Origin of the sequence: Variovorax paradoxus, from assembly GCA_016806145.1 — a bacterium.
Lineage (GTDB): Bacteria > Pseudomonadota > Gammaproteobacteria > Burkholderiales > Burkholderiaceae_C > Variovorax.
This window is the reverse complement of record CP063166.1, coordinates 5,304,678-5,325,006: the sequence shown is the minus strand read 5'-3', so window position 1 is coordinate 5,325,006 and position 20,329 is coordinate 5,304,678. Positions and strand designations below refer to the sequence as shown.

General features: G+C 70.1%; 18 protein-coding genes and 1 pseudogene. 14 read left to right on the top strand and 5 right to left on the bottom strand.

Annotated elements, in window-relative coordinates:
* The first annotated feature begins 132 nt into the window (after window positions 1–132).
* The 3 genes from ppk2 (at window position 133) to INQ48_24730 (ending at window position 3,772) form a co-directional block, all read left to right on the top strand.
* Entirely contained in the window at window positions 133–1,053 is a 921-nt protein-coding gene (ppk2, locus tag INQ48_24740) for a polyphosphate kinase 2 (protein QRF56521.1), read from the top strand.
* Window positions 1,054–1,112: 59 nt separating this feature from the next.
* Entirely contained in the window at window positions 1,113–2,159 is a 1,047-nt protein-coding gene (locus INQ48_24735; protein QRF56520.1) for a PHB depolymerase family esterase, read from the top strand.
* Between the two features lie 146 nt (window positions 2,160–2,305).
* Entirely contained in the window at window positions 2,306–3,772 is a 1,467-nt protein-coding gene (locus tag INQ48_24730) for an MFS transporter (GenBank protein ID QRF56519.1), read from the top strand.
* On the opposite strand, the pseudogene INQ48_24725 reads toward INQ48_24730, so the two are convergent.
* Both INQ48_24725 and INQ48_24720 read right to left on the bottom strand, forming a co-directional pair.
* A pseudogene (locus tag INQ48_24725) lies at window positions 3,769–4,188 on the bottom strand (hypothetical protein). The gene INQ48_24730 and the pseudogene INQ48_24725 overlap by 4 nt on opposite strands.
* Complete coding sequence (locus INQ48_24720) at window positions 4,181–4,804, bottom strand: nucleotidyltransferase domain-containing protein (protein ID QRF56518.1); 624 nt, start codon at window positions 4,802–4,804, stop codon at window positions 4,181–4,183. Before INQ48_24720 ends, INQ48_24725 begins: the two are co-directional and overlap by 8 nt.
* Before the next feature lie 66 nt (window positions 4,805–4,870).
* Here INQ48_24720 and INQ48_24715 point away from each other — a divergent pair, with 66 nt between their 5' ends.
* The 6 genes from INQ48_24715 to urtE all read left to right on the top strand — a co-directional run bounded on the left by INQ48_24715 (window position 4,871) and on the right by urtE (window position 11,218).
* Window positions 4,871–5,185: a nucleotide pyrophosphohydrolase gene (locus tag INQ48_24715; protein ID QRF56517.1), complete on the top strand. Its 315-nt coding sequence runs from the start codon at window positions 4,871–4,873 to the stop codon at window positions 5,183–5,185.
* A gap of 143 nt (window positions 5,186–5,328) precedes the next feature.
* Window positions 5,329–6,597 (top strand): urea ABC transporter substrate-binding protein, encoded by a 1,269-nt coding sequence (gene urtA / locus INQ48_24710; GenBank protein QRF56516.1) that lies wholly within the window; start codon window positions 5,329–5,331, stop codon window positions 6,595–6,597.
* A 180-nt stretch (window positions 6,598–6,777) separates the two neighbouring features.
* Window positions 6,778–8,325 carry an urea ABC transporter permease subunit UrtB gene (gene urtB / locus INQ48_24705; protein QRF56515.1) on the top strand — a complete coding sequence of 516 codons (1,548 nt, stop codon included), beginning with the start codon at window positions 6,778–6,780 and terminating at the stop codon, window positions 8,323–8,325.
* 80 nt (window positions 8,326–8,405) lie between these two features.
* Entirely contained in the window at window positions 8,406–9,638 is a 1,233-nt protein-coding gene (urtC, locus tag INQ48_24700; GenBank protein QRF56514.1) for an urea ABC transporter permease subunit UrtC, read from the top strand.
* A complete protein-coding gene (gene urtD, locus INQ48_24695; GenBank protein ID QRF56513.1) occupies window positions 9,635–10,513 on the top strand; it encodes an urea ABC transporter ATP-binding protein UrtD in 879 nt (292 codons plus the stop codon). The genes urtC and urtD overlap by 4 nt, the downstream gene beginning before the upstream one ends.
* Window positions 10,514–10,525: 12 nt before the next feature.
* Window positions 10,526–11,218: an urea ABC transporter ATP-binding subunit UrtE gene (gene urtE, locus INQ48_24690; GenBank protein ID QRF56512.1), complete on the top strand. Its 693-nt coding sequence runs from the start codon at window positions 10,526–10,528 to the stop codon at window positions 11,216–11,218.
* A 4-nt stretch (window positions 11,219–11,222) separates the two neighbouring features.
* Here the strand turns inward: urtE and INQ48_24685 are convergent, their stop codons facing one another.
* Window positions 11,223–12,044 carry a helix-turn-helix domain-containing protein gene (locus INQ48_24685; GenBank protein ID QRF56511.1) on the bottom strand — a complete coding sequence of 274 codons (822 nt, stop codon included), beginning with the start codon at window positions 12,042–12,044 and terminating at the stop codon, window positions 11,223–11,225.
* Between the two features lie 4 nt (window positions 12,045–12,048).
* Between INQ48_24685 and INQ48_24680 the strand changes: the two genes are divergently transcribed.
* From INQ48_24680 to INQ48_24660, 5 genes are all read left to right on the top strand, one after another.
* Window positions 12,049–12,933, top strand: a complete 885-nt coding sequence (locus INQ48_24680; protein ID QRF60880.1) for an enoyl-CoA hydratase/isomerase family protein — start codon at window positions 12,049–12,051, stop codon at window positions 12,931–12,933.
* A 3-nt stretch (window positions 12,934–12,936) separates the two neighbouring features.
* Window positions 12,937–14,097, top strand: coding sequence for a CoA transferase (locus INQ48_24675; protein ID QRF56510.1), 1,161 nt, complete (start codon window positions 12,937–12,939; stop codon window positions 14,095–14,097).
* A 37-nt stretch (window positions 14,098–14,134) separates the two neighbouring features.
* Complete coding sequence (locus INQ48_24670; protein ID QRF56509.1) at window positions 14,135–15,088, top strand: tripartite tricarboxylate transporter substrate binding protein; 954 nt, start codon at window positions 14,135–14,137, stop codon at window positions 15,086–15,088.
* A complete protein-coding gene (locus INQ48_24665) occupies window positions 15,085–15,843 on the top strand; it encodes an enoyl-CoA hydratase/isomerase family protein (GenBank protein QRF56508.1) in 759 nt (252 codons plus the stop codon). The genes INQ48_24670 and INQ48_24665 overlap by 4 nt, the downstream gene beginning before the upstream one ends.
* A gap of 119 nt (window positions 15,844–15,962) precedes the next feature.
* Window positions 15,963–17,207, top strand: coding sequence for an MFS transporter (locus INQ48_24660; GenBank protein QRF56507.1), 1,245 nt, complete (start codon window positions 15,963–15,965; stop codon window positions 17,205–17,207).
* A gap of 10 nt (window positions 17,208–17,217) precedes the next feature.
* Here the strand turns inward: INQ48_24660 and INQ48_24655 are convergent, their stop codons facing one another.
* Together INQ48_24655 and INQ48_24650 are read right to left on the bottom strand one after the other, a co-directional pair.
* Window positions 17,218–19,146, bottom strand: a complete 1,929-nt coding sequence (locus INQ48_24655; GenBank protein ID QRF56506.1) for an alpha/beta fold hydrolase — start codon at window positions 19,144–19,146, stop codon at window positions 17,218–17,220.
* Window positions 19,147–19,148: 2 nt separating this feature from the next.
* Complete coding sequence (locus INQ48_24650) at window positions 19,149–20,156, bottom strand: DUF4105 domain-containing protein (GenBank protein ID QRF56505.1); 1,008 nt, start codon at window positions 20,154–20,156, stop codon at window positions 19,149–19,151.
* Window positions 20,157–20,329: the final 173 nt, after the last annotated feature.

Sequence of the window (20,329 nt, the reverse complement as noted above, 5' to 3'; positions counted from 1 at the left end):
GACAGAAATGGTGTTCGCGCCGTGTGACAACGGCGTGTCGGCCTACGGGAATCGGCCGCAAAACCGTCACGCCGGCGTCATCTGGCCCATGCAGCATGGTTTTCCCGGATCCCGCCACTCTTGCCTTTGACCATGCCGACGACGAGCGCCCTTCCCGACCACGAAGAACTGATGCAGCGCATCGCCCGAGACCTCATCGACAGCTACGACGAGGAGCTCGAGCTGGAGATCGAGGACCGCAACATCGACGGCCTCGACGGCGCGCCGGGCGGCACCGACAAGGCCGCCCGCCAGGCCTATTTCAAGGAGCTGTTCCGCCTGCAGGGCGAACTGGTGAAGCTGCAGGACTGGGTCCAGCACAGCAAGCAGAAGGTCGTGATCCTGTTCGAGGGCCGCGACGCGGCCGGCAAGGGCGGCGTCATCAAGCGCATCACCCAGCGGCTGAACCCGCGCGTGGCCCGCGTGGCCGCGCTGCCGGCACCAAACGACCGCGAACGCACCCAGTGGTACTTCCAGCGCTACGTGGCGCACCTGCCGGCCGCCGGCGAGATGGTGCTGTTCGACCGCAGCTGGTACAACCGCGCCGGCGTCGAGCGCGTGATGGGCTTCTGCACCGACGACGAGTACGAGGAGTTCTTCCGCACCGTGCCCGAGTTCGAGAAGATGCTCGTGCGCTCGGGCATCAAGCTCATCAAGTACTGGTTCTCCATCACCGACGACGAGCAGCACATGCGCTTCCTCGGCCGCATCCACGATCCGCTCAAGCAGTGGAAGCTCAGCCCGATGGACCTCGAGAGCCGCCGTCGCTGGGAGGAATACACCAAGGCCAAGGAAACGATGCTGGAACGCACCCACATCCCCGAGGCCCCGTGGTGGGTGGTGCAGGCGGTCGACAAGAAGAAGGCGCGCCTGAACTGCATCAGCCACCTGCTGGGCCAGCTGCCCTACGAGATGGTGCCGCATGCGCCGGTGGAACTGCCGGCCCGCGTGCGCCATGCCGACTACCTGCGCCAGCCGGTACCTGCCAGCATGATCGTCCCCGAGGTCTACTGACTTCGCCGGGGCAGCGGGCGATCGCTGTCCCGTCCCGGCGCCATGCGTCACACTGCGCCATGGCCCGCCGTTCCACCGCTTCCGTCTTCGCCCGCGCCTACGAGCGCAACCTGAAGGCGCTCACGAAGCTCACGCTGCGCAACAGCCAGCGCGTGGCGGGCCAGGTGCAGCGCGCGACGGCCAAGCGGCTCAAGCCGCCGCCCGGCAAGGGCGACTGGCTCAGCGGCATGGCGATCGGTCCCGGCGGCGCGCGGCGCTATCACCTGTTCCGTCCCGCCGACCTGCATCTGCAGCCCGGCGAGAAGCTGCCGCTCATGGTCATGCTGCACGGCTGCGGCCAGACCGGGCGCGACTTCGCGGCCAGCACGCGCATGAACGCGCTGGCGGCGCGCCAGCGCTTCCTGGTGCTCTACCCCGAGCAGGACCGGCTCGCGCATCCCCAGGGCTGCTGGAACTGGTACGAGCGCCGCTCCGGCAAGGCAGATGCCGAGGCCGCGACGCTGATGGCCGCGGTCGACCAGGCCTGCATGCTCTACCCGGTGGACCGCGAGCGCGTCGCGCTGGCCGGCCTCTCGGCCGGCGCCAGCATGGCGGCGCTGCTGGCCACGCGCTATCCGCAGCGCTTTCGCGCCGTGGTCATGCATTCGGGCGTGGCGCCCGGTGCCGCCAAGTCGTCGGCCACCGCGCTCGGCGCGATGCGCGGCCAGAACGTGCCGCCGATGCCCGTCACCGCCGTCGGCAAGGCGATGGGCGCCGCGGCGGTCCTCGCGACCCTGCCGCCGATGCTCGTGCTGCACGGCGATGCCGATGCCGTGGTCGTGCCCAGCAATGCCGTCAACAGCGCCGCCGTGTGGGCCGCGGCCATGGGCGCGCGGCCCGGCGTCGCGCGCGACGTGCAGCGCGGCAAGCGCCGCCCGATGCGCGTGACCGACTTCAAGCGCAAGGGCCGCACGGTGGTCTCGCTGTGCGAGATCGCGGGGCTGGGGCATGCGTGGAGCGGCGGTGCGTCGAAGCTCATGTTCAGCGATGCGGCCGGGCCCGATGCCACGCGGATGGCCTGGGCCTTCGCCATGGCGCAGTTCAGGCACGCGGCCAAGCAGGCCTGAGGCGCTCTTTCACGCCGTGCCATTGGCACCGGGGCGCCGCCGCGGGCGGCCCCGTGGCCGCGCTCGGGCTCGGGTTCGTGCGTCCGATCGCTTGACCTCCGGGGTCATTGCCGCAGCGCGCCCTCCCTCCAAGACTCGAGCCCACCATGACGCAGTCCAACATCGCCGTTCCGGCGGCATCGCTTTCATCCACGGCCGGCCAGAACGCGGGCGCGGCCAGGCCCGGGCGGCTGGCCCTGTGGGTCATGCTCAGCGGCACGTTCCTGGTGGTGCTGGACTTCTTCATCGTCAATGTCGCGCTGCCCTCGATGCAGCGCGAACTGCTCGCGAGCACCGCCACCTTGCAACTGGTGGTGGCGGGCTACGGTCTCGCCACCGCCGCGGGCCTGATCACCGGCGGGCGGCTCGGCGACCTCTTCGGGCGCCGCCGCATGTTCATGGCCGGCCTGCTGCTGTTCACGCTGGCCTCGGCCGCCTGCGGCCTGGCGCCCACTGCCGAGCTGCTGGTGGCGGCCCGCGTGCTGCAGGGCCTGGCCGGTGCGCTGCTGCAGCCGCAGGTGCTCGCGATGATCGGGCTGGTCCACACCGGCGAGGACCGCGCCCGCGCCTTCGCCGCCTATGGCCTCACGCTCGGCCTCGGCGCCACGCTGGGCCAGCTCGTGGGCGGGCTGCTGATCCAGGCCGACCTCTGGGGCCTGGGCTGGCGCAGCTGCTTCCTCATCAACCTGCCGATCGGCCTGCTCGCGCTGCTGCTGGCGCCGCGCGTGATTCCGCCGCTGGCGCATGGGGGCCACCGGAGCCGGCTCGATCCCGCCGGCATGCTGCTGGCGGCCGCGGCGTCGGTGGCGGTGGTGCTGCCGCTGGTCGAGGGGCGGCAGCAGGGCTGGCCGCTGTGGAGCTGGCTGTGCCTCGCGGCCGCGCTGCCGCTCGCGCTGCTGTTCGTCTTCCAGCAGCGCCGGCTCGCCGCGCGTGGCGGTGCGCCGCTGGTGGCGCCGGTGCTGATGGCCGATGCGCGCTTCGTCAACGGCCTGCTGACCACGCTGGCCTTCTATGTCGGCAATGCCTCGCTGTACTTCGTGCTCGCGCTGTACCTGCAGCAGGGCCTCGCGCTCGGCGCGCTGCGCTCGGGCCTGGTCTTCACCGCGCTGGCGCTCGGCTTCTTCGCCGCCTCGATGGGCGGTGCCCGCATCGCGCGCCGCTTCGGCGGCAAGCCGCCGATCGCGCTCGGCGCGCTGCTGCTCGCGGCCGGCCATGCGCTGCAGTACCTCAACGTCGCCGCCTTCGCAGGCCATGCCCACCTGCTCGCCTGGATGGTGCCGCTGCTGCTGGTGCAGGGCGCGGGTCTGGGCCTGGTGATGGCGCCCCTGGTCTCGAGCGTGCTCGCCGGCCTGCCGCCGCAGCATGCGGGCGTGGCCTCGGGCGTGCTGTCGATGATGCAGCAGGCGGGCAATGCGCTGGGCGTGGCGCTGATCGGGATCCTGTTCTACGGGCGGCTCGGCGAGCGGGGCGATGCGGCCGCCTATGCGGCGGGGCTCGGGGTGGCGCTGGTCTATCTGATGGGGTCGGCGTTGCTGGTGGCGGTGTTGCACCGCCGAGGCGCGCGTTCGCGCTAGCTGCTGCCGGGCGCGGGGAGCGCCGACAGCTTCGGGGCCACCTGCTGACAGGCCACGATCATGTCCCGGACGATGCGCTCGTCCACGTTCAGGTCGCCCTCGTACTCGCCGAGGTTGCGGATCTCGTGGCCCTTGGCCAGCACCCGCCAGACCTCGGGGCCCAGCGACAGCGTGTGGGGCAGCACCTGGAAGACGATGAAGCGGTTGCCCGCGCGGTAGCCATGCCAGCGCAAGGCGGCGAGGCACAGGGCGCGGGCCGCGTTGTAGACGAGGTCGAAGCGGCCCTCGAGCGAGAGCTGCGCGACCTGCGCATCCTTCAGGCGGGCCTGGCCCGAACGCAGCAGCCCGGCGAACTCGCGCGCATCGGGCGCCTCGGCCGCGAGCGGCTTCGAAGGGCCGCAGAGGTTGTCAAGCGGGGAGGGCGTGCGCGTCGCCGAGCACCCAGAGCTTGGGCTGTGCCATCACGCGCGTGGCGAAGGATTCGCCATCCTTGAGCTTTCGCGTCAGTTCCTTCCTCGTGAACAGGGTCGGGTTCACTGTACGGCCGAGCCGCGCGGAGACGGCATCGAGCGCGAGAAAGAGATCCGGATAGGCAAGTTCGTCACTGAGCAGCAGCAGGTCGATGTCGCTCGCGGCCGTGTCGCTCTTCTTCGCGACCGAGCCGTACACGAACGCGGCCTCGATCCGGTCGGCCACGGGCTGCAGCGCCTCGCGCAGCGGGCCCGCGAGCCCGAAGGTCTTGCGCACGATGCTGCTCAATTCCTCGTGGATCGGCGATTGCGCATTGGCCTGGTAGTGCTTCTGATGGCCCACGCGCGACATCGTGAGCAGCCCGCTGTCGGTCAACTGCTTGAGTTCGCGCTGCACGGCGCCCGAGCCCGCACCGGTAAGCTTGATCAATTCGGTGAAGAAGAAGCTTCGATCCGGCTGGCCGAAGAGGCAGCCCAGCACGCGCTGCTGGGTGGTCGTGAACAGGGCGTCGGCCAGTCCGACAGGTGCTTCGAGCTGCTTCGGCATCGGCGATTTACCCATTTTGGGCATTTTATTACCCAAAATGGGCTTTTCATGTTTGTGTCCCGTGTCCCCCCAATAGCCGCCATGACCCACGACCTCCAATCGCTCACGCTCGCCCTGCGCGACTTCGCGCGCGAGCGCCACTGGGAACCCTTCCACTCCCCCAAGAACCTCGCCGCGGCGCTCTCGGTCGAAGCCGCCGAGCTGCTCGAGCATTTCCAGTGGCTGACCGAGGCACAGAGCCGCGAGCTGCCGGCCGACAAGCGCGCCGAGGTCGGCACCGAGATCGCCGACGTGCTGCTCTACCTGCTGCAACTGGCCGACCAGCTCGGCATCGACCCCGTCGAGGCCGCGCGCAGCAAGATGGTCGCGAACGCGCGCAAGTACCCGGCGCCGTAGCCCTGCGCGCCGTTGACGCGGCTGAGTACCTCCGTGTACGCCACCCGGCGTATTTCTCCTTCCTGGTGCATTCCGCAGACTCCCTCCCATCGCTCGGCACCGCGCCGGCGAACAGGTTTCAACCCACCGGAGCAGGAGTCCACATGCAACGTCGTTTCACTCTCAAGGCGCTCACCGCCGCCGTCGCGCTGGCCAGCATCTCCGCTGTGCCCGCATTCGCCGCCGACACCATCAAGGTCGGCGTGCTGCACTCGCTGTCGGGCACGATGGCCATCTCGGAAACCGTGTTGAAGGACACGGTGCTGATGGCCATCGACGACATCAACGCCAAGGGCGGCGTGCTCGGCAAGAAGCTCGAGCCCGTGGTGGTCGACCCGGCCTCGAACTGGCCGCTGTTCGCCGAGAAGACCAAGCAGCTGCTCGGCCAGGACAAGGTCTCGGTGATCTTCGGCTGCTGGACCTCGGTGTCGCGCAAGTCGGTGCTGCCGGTGGTCGAGGAAATGAACGGCCTGCTGTTCTACCCCGTGCAGTACGAAGGCGAAGAGCTCTCGAAGAACGTGTTCTACACGGGTGCCGCGCCCAACCAGCAGGCCATTCCGGCCGTCGACTACCTGATGAGCAAGGAAGGCGGCGCCGCCAAGCGCTGGGTGCTGCTGGGCACCGACTACGTCTATCCGCGCACCACCAACAAGATCCTGCGCGCCTACCTCAAGAGCAAGGGCGTGAAGGACACCGACATCGACGAGAAGTACACCCCCTTCGGCCACAGCGACTACCAGACCATCGTCGCCGACATCAAGAAGTTCTCGGCCGGCGGCAAGACCGCCGTGGTGTCGACCATCAACGGCGACTCCAACGTGCCCTTCTACAAGGAACTCGGCAACGCCGGCCTGAAGGCCAAGGACGTGCCGGTGGTGGCCTTCTCGGTCGGCGAGGAAGAACTGCGCGGCGTGGACACCAAGCCGCTGGTCGGCCACCTGGCCGCGTGGAACTACTTCATGTCGATCAAGAACCCGACCAACACCGCCTTCATCAAGCAGTGGAGCGACTACGCCAAGGCCAAGAACATCGCCGGCCACAAGGACAAGCCGCTGACCAACGACCCGATGGAAGCCACCTGGATCGGCATCCACATGTGGAAGCAGGCGGTCGAGAAGGCCAAGTCGACCGACACGGACAAGGTGATCGCCGCCATGGCCGGCCAGACCTTCACCGCGCCCTCGGGCATCGTCTCGAAGATGGACGAGAAGAACCACCACCTGCACAAGAGCGTGTTCATCGGTGAGATCAAGGCCGACGGCCAGTTCAACGTCGTGTGGAAGACGCCGGGCCCGGTCAAGGCCAAGCCGTGGAGCCCGTACATCGAAGGCAACGACAAGAAGCCCGACTATCCGGCTGGCAAGTCGATGTAAGTGTCATCCCCCTCCCCCTCTGGGGGAGGGCCGGGGTGGGGGCCGACGGCGGTCGATTCGATCCTTGCGCCCGTTCGGGCGCCGCATGCCCCCACCCCAACCCTCCCCCAGCGGGGGAGGGCGTCATGCCAACACCTTCTCAAGATGCTTCGACGAACCCTCCACTGCGCATTCGCCGCCATGCTGTTCATGGCAACGGCCGCCCAGGCGCTGACCGCCGACGAAGCCCGGGCCATCGCCGCCGGCGATTCCGAGGCCCGCATCGCGGCGCTCAACAAGGCCGTCACCAGCGCCGACGACAAGACCGCCGCCTTCATCCAGGCGATGTCGGACGATGCGGTCAAGTACACCGAAGACAAGGTCTTCGTGATGAAGGAAGACAAGGGCTACGACCCCGTGACCGGTGCCGAGCTCAAGGTGCCCGACACGGCCGAGGACGTGGTCAACAACAACCTGATGCGCGGCGCGCTCGAGGCCGCGCAGGCCGCGCTCAAGCTCGGCAGCAAGGACGACGCGGTGCGCGCCGAGGCCGCGCAGGCGCTGTTCAAGGAGCCCGACGAATCGCGGCTGCCGCTGGTCGAGAAGGCGCTGGCCGCCGAGACCCACCCGAAGATCAAGGCGCAGCTCGAACTCGTGCGTGCCGCCAGCATGCTCAGCAGCGCCGACAAGGCCAAGCGCCTCGTGGCCGCGCGCGAGCTCGGCGAGAGCCGCAGCCCCGACACCAAGCTGCTGCTCAACCAGCGCCTGGCCGACGAGACCGAGGCCGACGTGAAGGCCGCGATCGTGGCCTCGATCGCCAGCATCGACGGCTCGCTGGTGTGGGGCGACCGCCTCAATGCCGTGTTCAGCGGCATCAGCCTGGGCTCGGTGCTGCTGCTGGCCGCGCTGGGCCTGGCCATCACCTACGGCCTGATGGGCGTCATCAACATGGCCCATGGCGAGCTGATGATGATCGGCGCCTACGCCACCTACGTGATGCAGGGCATCTTCCAGAAGTACCTGCCCGAGGCCGCCTTCGGCTGGTACCTGGTGGCCGCCATTCCGGTCTCGTTCCTGGCCTCGGCGCTGGTGGGCGCGGTGCTCGAGCGCGGCGTGATCCGCTTCCTCTACGGCCGTCCGCTCGAGACCCTGCTGGCCACCTGGGGCATCAGCCTGATGCTGCAGCAGCTGGTGCGCTCGCTGTTCGGCGCGCAGAACGTCGGCGTGGAGAACCCGGCCTGGATGAGCGGCGGCCTGTCGCTGCTGTCGAACGTCACGCTGCCGTGGAACCGCCTGTGCATCATCGTCTTCGCGGTGCTGGTGCTGCTGGCCATGGGCTGGCTGATCGGCCGCACGCGGCTGGGCCTGTTCGTGCGCGGCGTGACGCAGAACCGCCCGATCGCCTCCTGCATGGGCGTGAACACCGCGCGCATCGACACCTACGCCTTCGCGCTCGGCTCGGGCATCGCCGGCCTCGCGGGCTGTGCGCTGAGCCAGATCGGCAACGTCGGCCCCGACCTGGGCCAGAGCTACATCGTCGACAGCTTCATGGTGGTCGTGATGGGCGGCGTCGGCCAGCTCGCGGGCACCGTCTACGCGGCGCTGGGACTGGGCATCCTCAACAAGTTCATCGAAGGCTGGGCGGGCGCGGTGCTCGCGAAGATCGCGGTGCTGGTTTTCATCATCATCTTCATCCAGAAGCGGCCCCAGGGCATCTTCGCGATGAAGGGCCGGAGCGCGGAAGCATGACGACCCCAACAACTTTCGATACCGCCATCACCGTTCGGGCTGAGCCTGTCGAAGCCGGGGCAGGCACTTCGACAAGCTCAGTGCGAACGGGTAGGGTGGCACTTCCCACCAAGGGGCCGCTGCTGAGCGGCAAGGGCTGGACGGCCTTCTTCGTCGCGCTGATCGTGGTGTGCGCGGTGGCGCCCGTGCTCAACATGTGGGTGCCCGCCGACAGCCCGCTGCACATGAGCGACTACGCGGTGGCGCTGGTCGGCAAGATCATGTGCTACGCGATCTGCGCGCTGGCCATGGACCTGATCTGGGGCTACACCGGCATCCTCTCGCTGGGCCACGGCCTCTTCTTCGCGCTCGGCGGCTACATGATGGGCATGTACCTCATGCGCCAGATCGGCCGCGACGGCAACTACAAGAGCGACCTGCCCGACTTCATGGTGTTCCTCGACTGGAAGACGCTGCCCTGGCACTGGACCTTCAGCGACAGCTTCATTGCCACCTTGATCCTGATCGTCGCGGTGCCGGGCCTGATCGCCTTCGTGTTCGGCTTCTTCGCCTTCCGCTCGCGCATCAAGGGCGTGTATTTCTCGATCATCACGCAGGCGATGACCTTCGCGGCCATGCTGCTGTTCTTTCGCAACGAGACCGGCTTCGGCGGCAACAACGGCTTCACCGACTTCAAGCGCATCCTCGGCATCCCGATCGCCACGCAGGAGATGCGCATGACCATCTTCGCGCTCACCGGCGTGACCCTGCTGGCCTTCTTCCTGTTCGCCAAGTGGCTGATCGCGAGCAAGTTCGGCCGCGTGCTGCAGGCCATCCGCGACGCCGAGTCGCGCGTGATGTTCTCGGGCTACAACCCGCTGCCCTACAAGCTCAGCATCTGGGTCATCTCGGCCGTGATGTGCGGCGTGGCCGGCGCGCTCTACGTGCCGCAGGTCGGCATCATCAACCCGAGCGAGATGAGCGCGGCCAACTCGATCGAGATCGCGATCTGGGCCGCGGTGGGCGGGCGCGCGAGCCTGATCGGGCCGATCATCGGCGCCTTCATCGTCAACGGCGCGAAGAGTTGGCTCACGGTGGCCTATCCCGAGTACTGGCTGTACTTCCTCGGCGCGCTGTTCATCGCGGTCACGCTGTTCCTGCCGAACGGCATCGTGGGGCTGGTGCGCCAGTGGCTGTCGCGCGAGAAGGCGGCGCCCGCTGCGGCATCGTCGGCGCGCGCCGAAGCCCAGCGCTCGCTGGCGACCGAACAGGGCATGGAGCCGGAAGCGATCGCCGCGCCGCTGCATGCCGAACCGAAGGGAGCCCGCGCATGACGCCCGACCTGATGGAAGCCGGCGCGGAGCGCGCCGCACGCGCCAAGGGCCAGCCACACGACACCGGCGCCACCGAATCGGGCGGCCGCACGGCGGGCTTCAGTCGCATCGCGACGCCCGGCGAGGTCGACGTGACCCACGGCCGCATCCTCTACCTGGAAGACGTGAGCGTGAGCTTCGACGGCTTCAAGGCGATCAACAAGCTGTCGCTCGACATCGCGCCCGGCGAGCTGCGCTGCATCATCGGCCCCAACGGCGCGGGCAAGACCACGATGATGGACATCATCACCGGCAAGACCCGGCCCGACGAAGGCACGGTGTTCTTCGGCAGCACCATCGACCTGCTGCGCCACAAGGAGGCCGAGATCGCACAGCTGGGCATCGGCCGCAAGTTCCAGAAGCCGACCGTGTTCGAGCACCTCACGGTGTTCGAGAACCTCGAGCTCGCGCTCAAGACCGACAAGGGCGTGCGCGCCTCGATGCTGTTCAGGCTCGACTCGGCGCAAAGCGACCGGCTGGCCGAGGTGCTCGAGACCATCCACCTCGCGGCCAGCGTGTCGCGCATGGCGGGCAACCTGAGCCACGGCCAGAAGCAGTGGCTCGAGATCGGCATGCTGCTGATGCAGGACCCGAAGCTCCTGCTGCTCGACGAGCCCGTGGCCGGCATGACCGACGAGGAGACGGCGCGCACGGCCGAGCTGTTTCTCACGCTCAAGGGCAAGCATTCGCTGATGGTGGTGGAGCACGACATGAGCTTCATCCGCACCATCTCCGAGATCGTGACCGTGCTGTGCGACGGCTCGGTGCTCGCGCAGGGATCGCTCGACGAGGTGCAGGCGGACGAGCGCGTGATCGAGGTCTACCTGGGCCGCTGAGGAAACCACGCCATGCTGACAGTCAAGAACATCCACCAGTACTACGGCGGCTCCCACATCCTGCGCGACGTGAGCTTCGAGGCCACGCTGGGCAAGGTCACGGTGCTGCTGGGCCGCAACGGCGTGGGCAAGACCACGCTGCTGAAGTCGCTGATGGGCCTGGTGCCGATCAAGAGCGGCAGCATCGAGCTCGAGGGCCGGCCGATCCACAAGGCCACGCCCTACGACCGCGCGCGCGCGGGCATCGGCTTCGTGCCGCAGGGGCGTGAGATCTTCGCGCGCCTCACGGTGGAAGAGAACCTGCGCATGGGCCTGGCCTACAAGCGCGGCGGCACGCCGATCCCGGCCGAGCTGTTCGAGCTGTTCCCGGTGCTCAAGCAGATGATCGGGCGCCGCGGCGGCGACCTCTCGGGCGGCCAGCAGCAGCAGCTCGCGATCGCGCGCGCGCTCGCGCCCAAGCCGAAGCTGCTGATCCTCGACGAGCCCACCGAGGGCATCCAGCCGAGCATCATCAAGGACATCGGCCGCGTGATCCGCATGCTGGCCGACCGCGGCGACATGGCGATCGTGCTGTGCGAGCAGTACTACGACTTCGCGCAGGAGCTGGCCGACGACTACCTCGTGATGGAGCGCGGCGAGGTGATCGCGCGCGGCCTCGGCAAGGGCATGGAGGCGCAGGGCGTGCGCCAGTTGGTCGCGATCTGACGCTTCAGCGCGCCCAGTCGCGGCGCAGGTCGGCCGCGAGGCGCAGCAGCAGTTGCGCGTGCGCCTCGATGGCGTCGGCCGACACTTGCTTCGCGGTGGGGAAGCTCACGTTCATCGCATAGAGGCTGCCCGAAGGCGCGCGCAGCGGCAGCGCCACCGCGGTCATGCCGGCGGCCCAGCTCGCGTGGCAGAAGCCGCGTTCGCGCACCGCCTCGAGCGCGGCCTCCACCCGTGGCTGCAGCACGCGCCATTCGGCGCCGTGCGCCTGCCGCAGCCGGCCCAGCAGGGCCTTGCGCTCCGCGGCCTGCATGCCGGCGAGGAAGGCGCAGCCCAGCGAGGTGCTCGCGATCGGGAGCCGCGAGCCCGGGAGGATGCGCCGGAAGATCCCGAGCCGGCTCAGGCGCACCGACTCCAGGTAGACCATCTCGAGCTGGTCGGCCACCGCGAGGCCGACGTTGACGCGCCGGCCCTCGGCCAGCGCGCGCATCAGCGGCAGCGGCAGCGCGCGCGCCAGCGTGGCCTCCGAGCTGCGGAAGGACAGCGCGAGACTCAGGCAGGCGGCCGTGAGGCGGTAGCCGCGCTGCTCGATGTCGTAGGCGAGAAAACCGGCGTCCACCAGCGAACGCGTGAGCCGGCTGACCGTCGGCCGCGGCAGCTGCGTGCGGTCGGCCAGCTCGGCGTTGGTCAGCACGTCCACGCCATGGCGGAAGGCGCGCAGCAGCGCGAGGCCGCGTTCGAGCGAATGGCTGCCGGGCGTGCTGCGCACGAAGGTGCCGGTGGCCTGCGTGCGGGCGCGCGTCGAGCCGGCGGTGGAAGGGCGGGGCATGGCCATGATTTCGTTCTCCGAAATTCTAAGGTTGTCGCCGCCGGGGCCCGCCGGAATACTGGCCGCATGCCCATCGCGGGGCGCAACGGACCAGGAGACACGCTTGGATTTCACGCAACTGAGGTACGCGGCGATCGGCCGCGTGGCCTCGATCACCTTCGACCGGCCCGACCGGCTCAATGCCTGGACGCCCACGCTCGAGGCCGAGTTGCGCGCGGCCGTCGCGCAGGCCGAAGCCGACGACGCGGTGCGCGCCATCGTGCTCGGCGGCGCGGGCCGCGCCTTCTGCGCCGGCATGGACATGGCGGTGCTGTCCGACCCGGGCCGGCCGGCCGTGCCGCAGGCCGAGTCCGACGACGACGCGGCGCAGCGCTACGGCTACCTCGGCGCGCTCGCCAAGCCACTGATCGCCGCGATCAATGGCGCGGCCGCGGGCGTGGGCCTGTGCATCGCGCTGCATGCCGACCTGCGCTACGTGGCGGCCGGTGCCAAGCTCACGCTGCCCTATGCGCGCCGCGGCCTGGTGGCCGAGCACGGCACGGCCTGGCTGCTGCCGCGGCTGATCGGGCCGATGCATGCGGCCGACCTGCTGCTGACCGGCCGCACCCTGCAGGCCGAGGAAGCCGATCGCATGGGGCTGGCCTGCCTGCTGCCGGCCGAGGGCTTTCTCGATGCGGTGCTCGCACGCGCCACCGAGATCGCCGAGCTGAGTTCGCCGCGCGCGGTGCGCATCATCAAGCGGCAGCTGGTCGAGGCCCGCTACCAGACCCTCGGGCAGGCCACGCGCGTGGCCGACCGCGAGATCGCGGCCTGCCGCGACACCGAGGATTTCCAAGAGGGCGTGCGGCATTTCGTCGAGAAGCGCGCACCCCGTTTCACGGGACGCTGAACCATGACGGACGACACGAACAGCAGCACCGCGCTGCCGCTGGCCGGCATCAAGGTCATCGAGCTCGGGCAGAACATCGCCGGGCCCTACGCGGGCGAGATCCTGTCCTCGCTCGGCGCCGAGGTGGTGAAGATCGAGCGGCCCGGCACGGGCGACGACGCGCGCGGCTGGGGGCCGCCGTTCTGGCGTGGCACCGCGACCACCTTCCAGGCCATGAACCACGGCAAGAAGAGCATCGCGCTCGACCTCAAGGACCCGGCGCAGGCGCAATGGCTGCGCGAACGCGCGGCCGAGGCCGACGTGTTCGTGCAGAACATGCGACCCGGCTCGCTCGAGGAACTGGGCCTCGGCGCCGAGGCGTTGCGCGCGCTCAATCCGCGGCTGGTGTACTGCTCGCTCTGGGCCTTCGGCCACAAGGGGCCGATGCGCCTCGCGCCGGGCTACGAGCCGATGGTGCAGGCCTTCGCGGGCATCTTCAGCATCAACGGCGCCGAGAGCGGACCACCGGCGCGCGTGGGCATGCAGGTGCTCGACCTCGGCACCGGCGTCTGGGCCGCGCTGGGCTGCATCGCCGCGCTGCTGCGCCGCGCCTCGACCGGGCAGGGCTGCGTGGTCGACACCTCGCTGTTCGAGACCGCGCTGGGCTGGCTGCAGGTGATGATGGCCGGCTTCCACGCCACCGGGAAACAGCCCGAGCGGCACCGCAGCGGCAATCCCAACGTGGTGGTGTTCCAGGCGCTGCCGACCGGGGACGGCGAGATCGTGGTGGCCGCGGCCAACGACCGGCTGTTCGCCAAGCTCGCGCGCGCGGCCGGCCACGAGGAATGGACGCGCGACGAGCGCTTCGCGAGCAATGCGCTGCGCGTGCAGCACAAGGCGCTGCTGATCCCCGCGCTCGAGGCGGTGTTCCGCACGCGCTCGACGCAGCAGTGGCTCGAGGCGCTCGAGGCCCTGGGCATTCCCTGCGCGCCGATCCAGGACTTCGCGCAGGTGCTTGCGCAGCCGCAGACCGAGGCCATCGGCATCTTCCAGACCATTCCCGGCGAGGACCTGCGCATCGTCGGGCTGCCGCTGTCCTTCGACGGCGAGCGGCCGCGGGTGCGGCACCGCGCGCCCGGCGTGGGCGAGCACAACGAGGCGCTTGGCGCGAAGGCTCCCGGCTGAGCGCGCCCTTCCAACGACACCAACAACAGGAGACGACATGCAGAGAAGACAGTGCCTCGCCGCGCTCGCGGCCTTGCCGTTCGCGGCCGCGCTGGCGGCGGACAACCACAAGCCGATCCAGATCGTCGTGCCCTTCGGCCCCGGCGGCTCGGGCGACATCTCGGCGCGCATGCTGGCCGAGTTCCTCACGCGCAAGACCGGCCGCGCGGTGGTGGTCGACAACCGTCCCGGCGGCAACGGCATCATCGGCGTGGAGGCGGTGCGCAATGCGCCGGCCGACGGCTCGGTGCTGCTGCTGGCCACCACCTCCACCCACCTGGCCAATCCCAGCCTGTTCCGCAAGCTGCCCTACGACCCCGGGCGCGACTTCCGGCTGGTCGGCTCCTTCGGGCCCGGCTCCACCTACATGCTGGTGCGGCCCGACGCGCCCTACAGGACGCTGCAGGACTTCGTCGCCGCCGCGAAGAAGGCGCCGGGCACGATCAACTACGGCCACTTCAACGCCACCTCCAAGGTCACGGCGGCGCTGTTCGCGCACGAGGCCGGCATCGAGCTCGCGGCGATTCCGTACAAGCAGGTGAGCCAGGCGATGTCGGAGCTGATCGCGGGCCAGATCCAGGTGGTGTTCACCGACACCGTGGCTGGCGATGCCTTCGTGGCCTCGGGCCAGTTGCGCGCGCTCGCGGTGCACAGCGATGCGCGGCTCAAGCGCTATCCCGAGCTGCCGCTGATCGCCGAGAGCTATCCGGGCTTCAGCATCCGCGGCGGCTTCCTCGGCATCGCGGTGCCGGCCGCCACGCCGGCGGCGCTGCAGCAGCAGCTCAACCAGTGGATCAACGAGGCCGTGACCACCGACCCGATCCGCGCGCGGCTCGAGGGTTTCGCCTTCGCGCCCGCGAAGGTCAGCCTGGCCGAGCTCGCGAGCTTCGAGCGCCAGGAGCGCGAAAAGTGGAAAGGCTACGTCGACATCGCGAAGCTGGAGGTGCAATGAGCGCGCTCGCTTCGCTGGAATCGGGCCATGCGCACGTGGCGCTGCTCGAACTGCGGCGCGCGCCGTTCAACTACCTCGACGTGGCGCTGCTGCGCGAACTCGCCGACCGGCTCGCGCAGCTCGATGCCGATCCCGATTGCCGCGCCGTGGTGCTGGCCGCCGAGGGCCGGGCCTTCAGCGCGGGCGCCGACTTCAGCGGCAAGGACGATGCGCGCGACCCCGCGCCGCTCTACGAGCAGGCCATGCGCCTGTTCGGCAACGCCAAGCCGCTGGTGGCCGCGGTGCATGGCCCGGCCATCGGCGCCGGGCTCGGCCTCGCGCTGGCGGCCGACTTCCGCGTGGGCTGTGCCGAGGCGCGCTTCAGCGCCAACTTCAATCGCCTCGGCTTCCATCCGGGCTTCGGCCTGAGCCTCACGCTGCCGCGCTTGGTCGGCGCGCAGCAGGCCGCGCTGCTGTTCTACACCGGGCGCCGCATCGGCGGCGAGGAGGCGCTGCGCATCGGGCTGGTCGACCAGCTGGTGCCGGCCGACGAGGTGCGCACCAGCGCGCTGGCGCTCGCGGCCGAGATCGCGCTGTCGGCCCCGCTGGCAGTGGAATCGACGCGCGCGACCCTGCGGCGCGGCCTGGCCGAGGCGGTGGCCGCGGCGAACCGGCATGAGCGCGAGCTGCAGTGGGTGCAGTTCGCGAGCGAGGACTTCAAGGAGGGCGTGCAGGCCATGGCCGAACGCCGCGCGCCGCGCTTCCTGCGCCGCTGAGCGGCGAGGGGCAAAAAGGTATCGGGCGGGGCGCAAGCCTTCATCAGCGCGCGTTAAGGGTTTACCCTAAAATCGGGCTTTGCCCGCGCTCGCCGGGCATCCCCCCAGGAGCTCCGGCCTTGAACGCCCCACCATCCGCCCTCGAAGGCGCGGACACCCCCGCCATTCCGCCCGTCTCGTCGGCCCAGTTCCTGCGCGCCGTGCTCGCCCTCGGTGTCGGCGGCTTCGCCATCGGCACCGGCGAGTTCGTGATCATGGGCCTCTTGCCCGAGGTCGCGAACGACATCGCCGTCAGCATCCCGCAGGCCGGCCACGTGATCAGCGCCTATGCGCTCGGCGTGGTCATCGGCGCGCCCGTGCTCGCGGTGCTCGCGGCCGGCTGGCGTCGCCGCGCTTTGCTGATCGCGCTGATGGCCGTGTTCGCCGCCGGCAACTTCGCGAGCGCGATGGCGCCCGGCTACACCTCGCTGAACCTGCTGCGCTTCGCGACCGGGCTGCCGCACGGCACCTACTTCGGCGTGGCCGCGCTGGTGGCCGCCACGCTCGCGCCGCCCGGGCGCCGCGCGCGCGCCGTGGGGCTGGTGATGCTGGGGCTCACGGGCGCCACGCTGGTCGGCGTGCCGATCGCGGCCTGGCTCGGCCAGCTGTTCGGCTGGCGCGCGGCCTTCGTGTTCGTGGGCGTGATCGCGCTCATCGCCGTGGTGCTGCTGCGCCGCGACATCCCCGACCTCGCCGCGCCCGCGGGCGCCAGCCCCTGGCGCGAACTCGGCGCGCTCAAGCGCAAGCAGGTCTGGTTCACGCTGGGCATCGGCGCCATCGGCTTCGGCGGCATGTTCTCGGTGTTCAGCTACATCAAGCCCACGCTGATCGAGGTGGCCGGCATGCCGCTGGGCGGCGTGCCGCTGGTGCTCGCGCTGTTCGGGCTCGGCATGGTGGTCGGCAACCTGGTCGGCGCGCGGCTGGCCGACAAGTCGCTGATGCGCACCATCGGCGGCCTGATGGCCTATGCGGCGCTGGTGCTGGCGCTGTTCACCTTCTCGGCCCACAACATCTACACCGCGGGCTTCAACGTGTTCCTGATCGGCACCACCGTGGCCATCGGCCCGGCGCTGCAGATCCGGCTGATGGACGTGGCCGGCGATGCGCAGACGCTGGCGGCCGCGCTCAACCACTCGGCCTTCAACATGGCCAATGCGCTCGGCGCCTGGCTCGGCGGCGTGGCGATCGCCGCGGGCCTGGGCTGGACCTCGACCGGCTGGGTCGGCGCGCTGCTCGCGCTCGCGGGCATGGGCGTCTTCTGCTGGGCGGTGGCGAGCGCGCGCGCCGATGCGCGGCGGCCGCGCGTGGCGGCCTGCGAAGGCTGAGGCTTCCTTTCTAGCGCGGCGGCGGCTGCAACTGCTCGCGCAGGATGCGCCGGATCTCGAGGATCGCGAGCGGGTTCTCCTGCACGCTGTGCGCCGACGGGATCACCAGCTCCGAGGCCGCGCCGTCGAGGTGCGCGCTGGCATAGGGCACGATGCCGTCGCTCGACAGCGCCTGCGCCAGGCCCGGCGTGTCGTTGCCGATGATCGAGTGGAAGCGCACGCGCGGATTCATCGGCAGGCCCGAGGAGAGCCGCACGAAGGGATCGCGGTCGCTGAGGTTGTCGATGCTGTTGGGAATGCGCAGCGGCCCCGCGTCCTGCCGGCCCGGCGCGATGCGGATCAGCTCGCGCGAGATGTCGCTCAACTGCCCCAGCATCGCCACCGGCAGCGTGATCAGGTTGGCGACCCAGCGCGAGATGCGGTTGTTGGCGAAGTCGGTGCCGCGGTGCGGCGAGGCGATGAAGATCGCATCGCTGACCTGCGGCAGCGGCTCGAAGCGCAGGTAGGGCGCGAGCTTCTCCTCAATGCGCCGCTGCTGCGCGCCCTGCATCGGATAGCTGGCCAGCAGCGCGTCCCAGAGCTTGTCCTCAGACGACGACACCATCAGCCGCGACAGCACGCCGCCCATGCTGTGGCCGATCAGCGTGATGTCCTGCGAGGCCGGGGCCTGGCCCGTGGGATCGAAGTGCTGCAGCGTCTGCGTCACGGCCTCGCGGATCGCGAAGTTGTTGAGCGGCAGCGGCGCATTGGTCGGGTAGTAGACCTGCCAGATCTGGTAGCGGCGGCGCAGGGTCTCGTCGCCGAGCACCTCGTTGGCCACGTTGATCCAGGCCTCGGGGCTGCTCGCGAGGCCGTGCAGCATGATGACCGTGCGGCGCTCGGGGTCGTAGGGCTGCATCAGGTAGATGCGCGGCTGCGTGAGCCCGTCGCGGCCGCCGAACAGGCTGCGCAGCGCCTGCAGCGCGAAGTCGGAGCGGGCCAGCCACAGGCCGTAGCCCGAGGTGAAGTTGGCGGCCAGCGGCACCTCCTGCCCGGCCAGCTGCACGTTGGCGGTGCGGTAGGGGTCGTAGGCCGCGATGCGCAGCGTGCGCGTGGCCAGCACCTCGGCGAGGTTGCCGCCATCGAACAGCAGCAGCGCGGTGACGGCGGGGAAGGGCATCTCGCGGTAGGGCGGACGCGGGTCGGCGGTATCGAGCGCGGGCGTCTTCTCGTCGGTGCGCTGGCTGTCGGCCGCCACCAGCTCGGCGCCGAAGCCGTCGCGCCGGTAGGTGTTGCGCAGGCCCGAGAAGGTCAGCGAGGCGGCGGGGATCAGCTCGTCGGGCAGCGGCGCATCGGCGGGCAGGCGCAGGCCCGAGACGTCGGCCTCGATGCGCCAGTCGCCCACGCGCGGTACCCGCGGCTGGGCCGCGGCGTTGCGGCGCGCTCCGCGGTACAGCCCGGTGATGGCCTGCTGCACCGCGTAGTTGTAGTAGTCGCGCACCTGCGTCTGCCGGTCCTCGAAGGCGCGGTCGCGCGGCTTGCGCGCGGTGAAGAACAGGTAGGCATAGGCGTGGCGCGCGCTCTCGAGCCAGGCCTCGATGGCGGTCGTGTCGGCGGCCGAGCCCGGCTGCGTGGCGCGGCCGCTCTTGTCGGCCGCGATCGCCACCTGCAGCCACACCTCCGACAGCGCCGACAGCCGCTGCTCGTCGCTCAGGCCCGGCGAGTCGGCCAGTGCGCTGCGGCAGGCCGGGCCGTCGTTGCCGCACAGCTCGGCATCGGAGCCGATCACGCGCAGCACCTCCTCGGCCGAGGTGCTGAGCCGGCCCGTGGTGAGCACGTCGCCGCGGCGCTGCGCGAGGTATTCGGCGGGCGAGATCGAGCCCACCTTCACGCCCGCGCAGCCCGCGAGCAGCGCGGCGGCGCAGAGCAGGGCCGCCAGGCCGGGAAGACGCGCGTGCATCGTCACGGGGCCTCGGCGCCCGGCAGCCCCTGCCGGATCGCGCGCGAGAAATCGATGCCCGGGGTGGCATCGCTCGCGATCGCGCGCTGCGTGATGCGCCCGGCCGTGCGCAGCGCCTCGAGGCCGTAGCCCGGCGTCAGCCCGCCCACGTCGTACAGGTAGTCGGGCAGGTAGCCCGAGGCCAGCAGCCGCCAGTCCATCGGCAGGCCCGGCACGATGCGCCTGGCGAGGTCGTAGACGATGGTGGTGCAGTTGGCCGTGAGCGTGTTGTAGAAGCTCGGCGCGCGCAGCAGCGCGGCGCTCTGGTCGAGGTAGGCCAGGAACAGCGAGCGCATCTCGGCCTGTGGCAGCCGCACGCGGTACATGTGGACGTCCTCGCCGCGCACGTTGGTGCGCACGCGCAGCACGTCGCGTTCCTCGGCCGCGACCAGGCTCAGCTCGAAGCGCCGGAAGAAGCCGCCGAGCGACGAGAAGCTCTCGCCGCGCTCCTTGCGGATCTCGATCGAGAAGGTGAGGAAGCGGCCGTCGTCGAAGCCGAAGGACACCAGCGTGTGCGCGATCGCCGGGCCCATCCAGTACGAGACCGCGACGTCGACCGAGCGCAGGCGCTCGAGGTCGTAGCGGCGCGTTTCCCAGCGCGGCGTGTAGTCGGTGTCGCTGCGCCAGTCGAAGTTGCGCACGTTCTCGAGCGTGACCACGTTGCCGTCGACGCGCGCCACCAGCTGGCGCGCGACGTCGTCGGCCCAGTCGCGCTGCTGCAGCGGCACGATGGTGTTCCACCAGCCCAGCAGCAGCGCGAAGCCCACCGCATAGGACAGCAGCGCGCGCGCGGCCCGACCGCGCCACAGCAGCACCAGGGCCGCGAGGCCGAAGCCGCCCCACAGCACGGCGGCGAGGACCTTGCCCGTTTCGCCCACGGGCAACTGGTACCAGAGCGCGAGGCAGGCCCAGGCGGCCGACAGCAGCAGGACGAGCGATGCCGCGAGGCGGCCGGTGATGCGAAGGAACATGGAGGACACGGGGAGTGCGGCACGATTATCCCCATCCCTGCCGTGGCAACCCTGCGCCAAGCGGGCCATCTCCGATGGCGATGACCCGTGCCTGCGCGTTTTCGCGCCAGTGACTAAGATGAACGCGCGCCTCGCTGTCCCGAGGCGCTCGTCTTTTCTTCATCCGCGTTTCA

Excerpts from the sequence above, each read along its gene's own strand:
- ppk2 (QRF56521.1), top strand. The coding sequence starts at position 133 with ATGCCGACGACGAGCGCCCTTCCCGACCACGAAGAACTGATGCAGCGC.
- INQ48_24735 (QRF56520.1), top strand. The coding sequence starts at position 1,113 with ATGGCCCGCCGTTCCACCGCTTCCGTCTTCGCCCGCGCCTACGAGCGC.
- INQ48_24730 (QRF56519.1), top strand. The coding sequence starts at position 2,306 with ATGACGCAGTCCAACATCGCCGTTCCGGCGGCATCGCTTTCATCCACG.
- INQ48_24720 (QRF56518.1), bottom strand. The coding sequence starts at position 4,804 with ATGGGTAAATCGCCGATGCCGAAGCAGCTCGAAGCACCTGTCGGACTG.
- INQ48_24715 (QRF56517.1), top strand. The coding sequence starts at position 4,871 with ATGACCCACGACCTCCAATCGCTCACGCTCGCCCTGCGCGACTTCGCG.
- urtA (QRF56516.1), top strand. The coding sequence starts at position 5,329 with ATGCAACGTCGTTTCACTCTCAAGGCGCTCACCGCCGCCGTCGCGCTG.
- urtB (QRF56515.1), top strand. The coding sequence starts at position 6,778 with ATGCTGTTCATGGCAACGGCCGCCCAGGCGCTGACCGCCGACGAAGCC.
- urtD (QRF56513.1), top strand. The coding sequence starts at position 9,635 with ATGACGCCCGACCTGATGGAAGCCGGCGCGGAGCGCGCCGCACGCGCC.
- urtE (QRF56512.1), top strand. The coding sequence starts at position 10,526 with ATGCTGACAGTCAAGAACATCCACCAGTACTACGGCGGCTCCCACATC.
- INQ48_24685 (QRF56511.1), bottom strand. The coding sequence starts at position 12,044 with ATGCCCCGCCCTTCCACCGCCGGCTCGACGCGCGCCCGCACGCAGGCC.
- INQ48_24680 (QRF60880.1), top strand. The coding sequence starts at position 12,049 with ATGATTTCGTTCTCCGAAATTCTAAGGTTGTCGCCGCCGGGGCCCGCC.
- INQ48_24675 (QRF56510.1), top strand. The coding sequence starts at position 12,937 with ATGACGGACGACACGAACAGCAGCACCGCGCTGCCGCTGGCCGGCATC.
- INQ48_24670 (QRF56509.1), top strand. The coding sequence starts at position 14,135 with ATGCAGAGAAGACAGTGCCTCGCCGCGCTCGCGGCCTTGCCGTTCGCG.
- INQ48_24665 (QRF56508.1), top strand. The coding sequence starts at position 15,085 with ATGAGCGCGCTCGCTTCGCTGGAATCGGGCCATGCGCACGTGGCGCTG.
- INQ48_24655 (QRF56506.1), bottom strand. The coding sequence starts at position 19,146 with ATGCACGCGCGTCTTCCCGGCCTGGCGGCCCTGCTCTGCGCCGCCGCG.
- INQ48_24650 (QRF56505.1), bottom strand. The coding sequence starts at position 20,156 with ATGTTCCTTCGCATCACCGGCCGCCTCGCGGCATCGCTCGTCCTGCTG.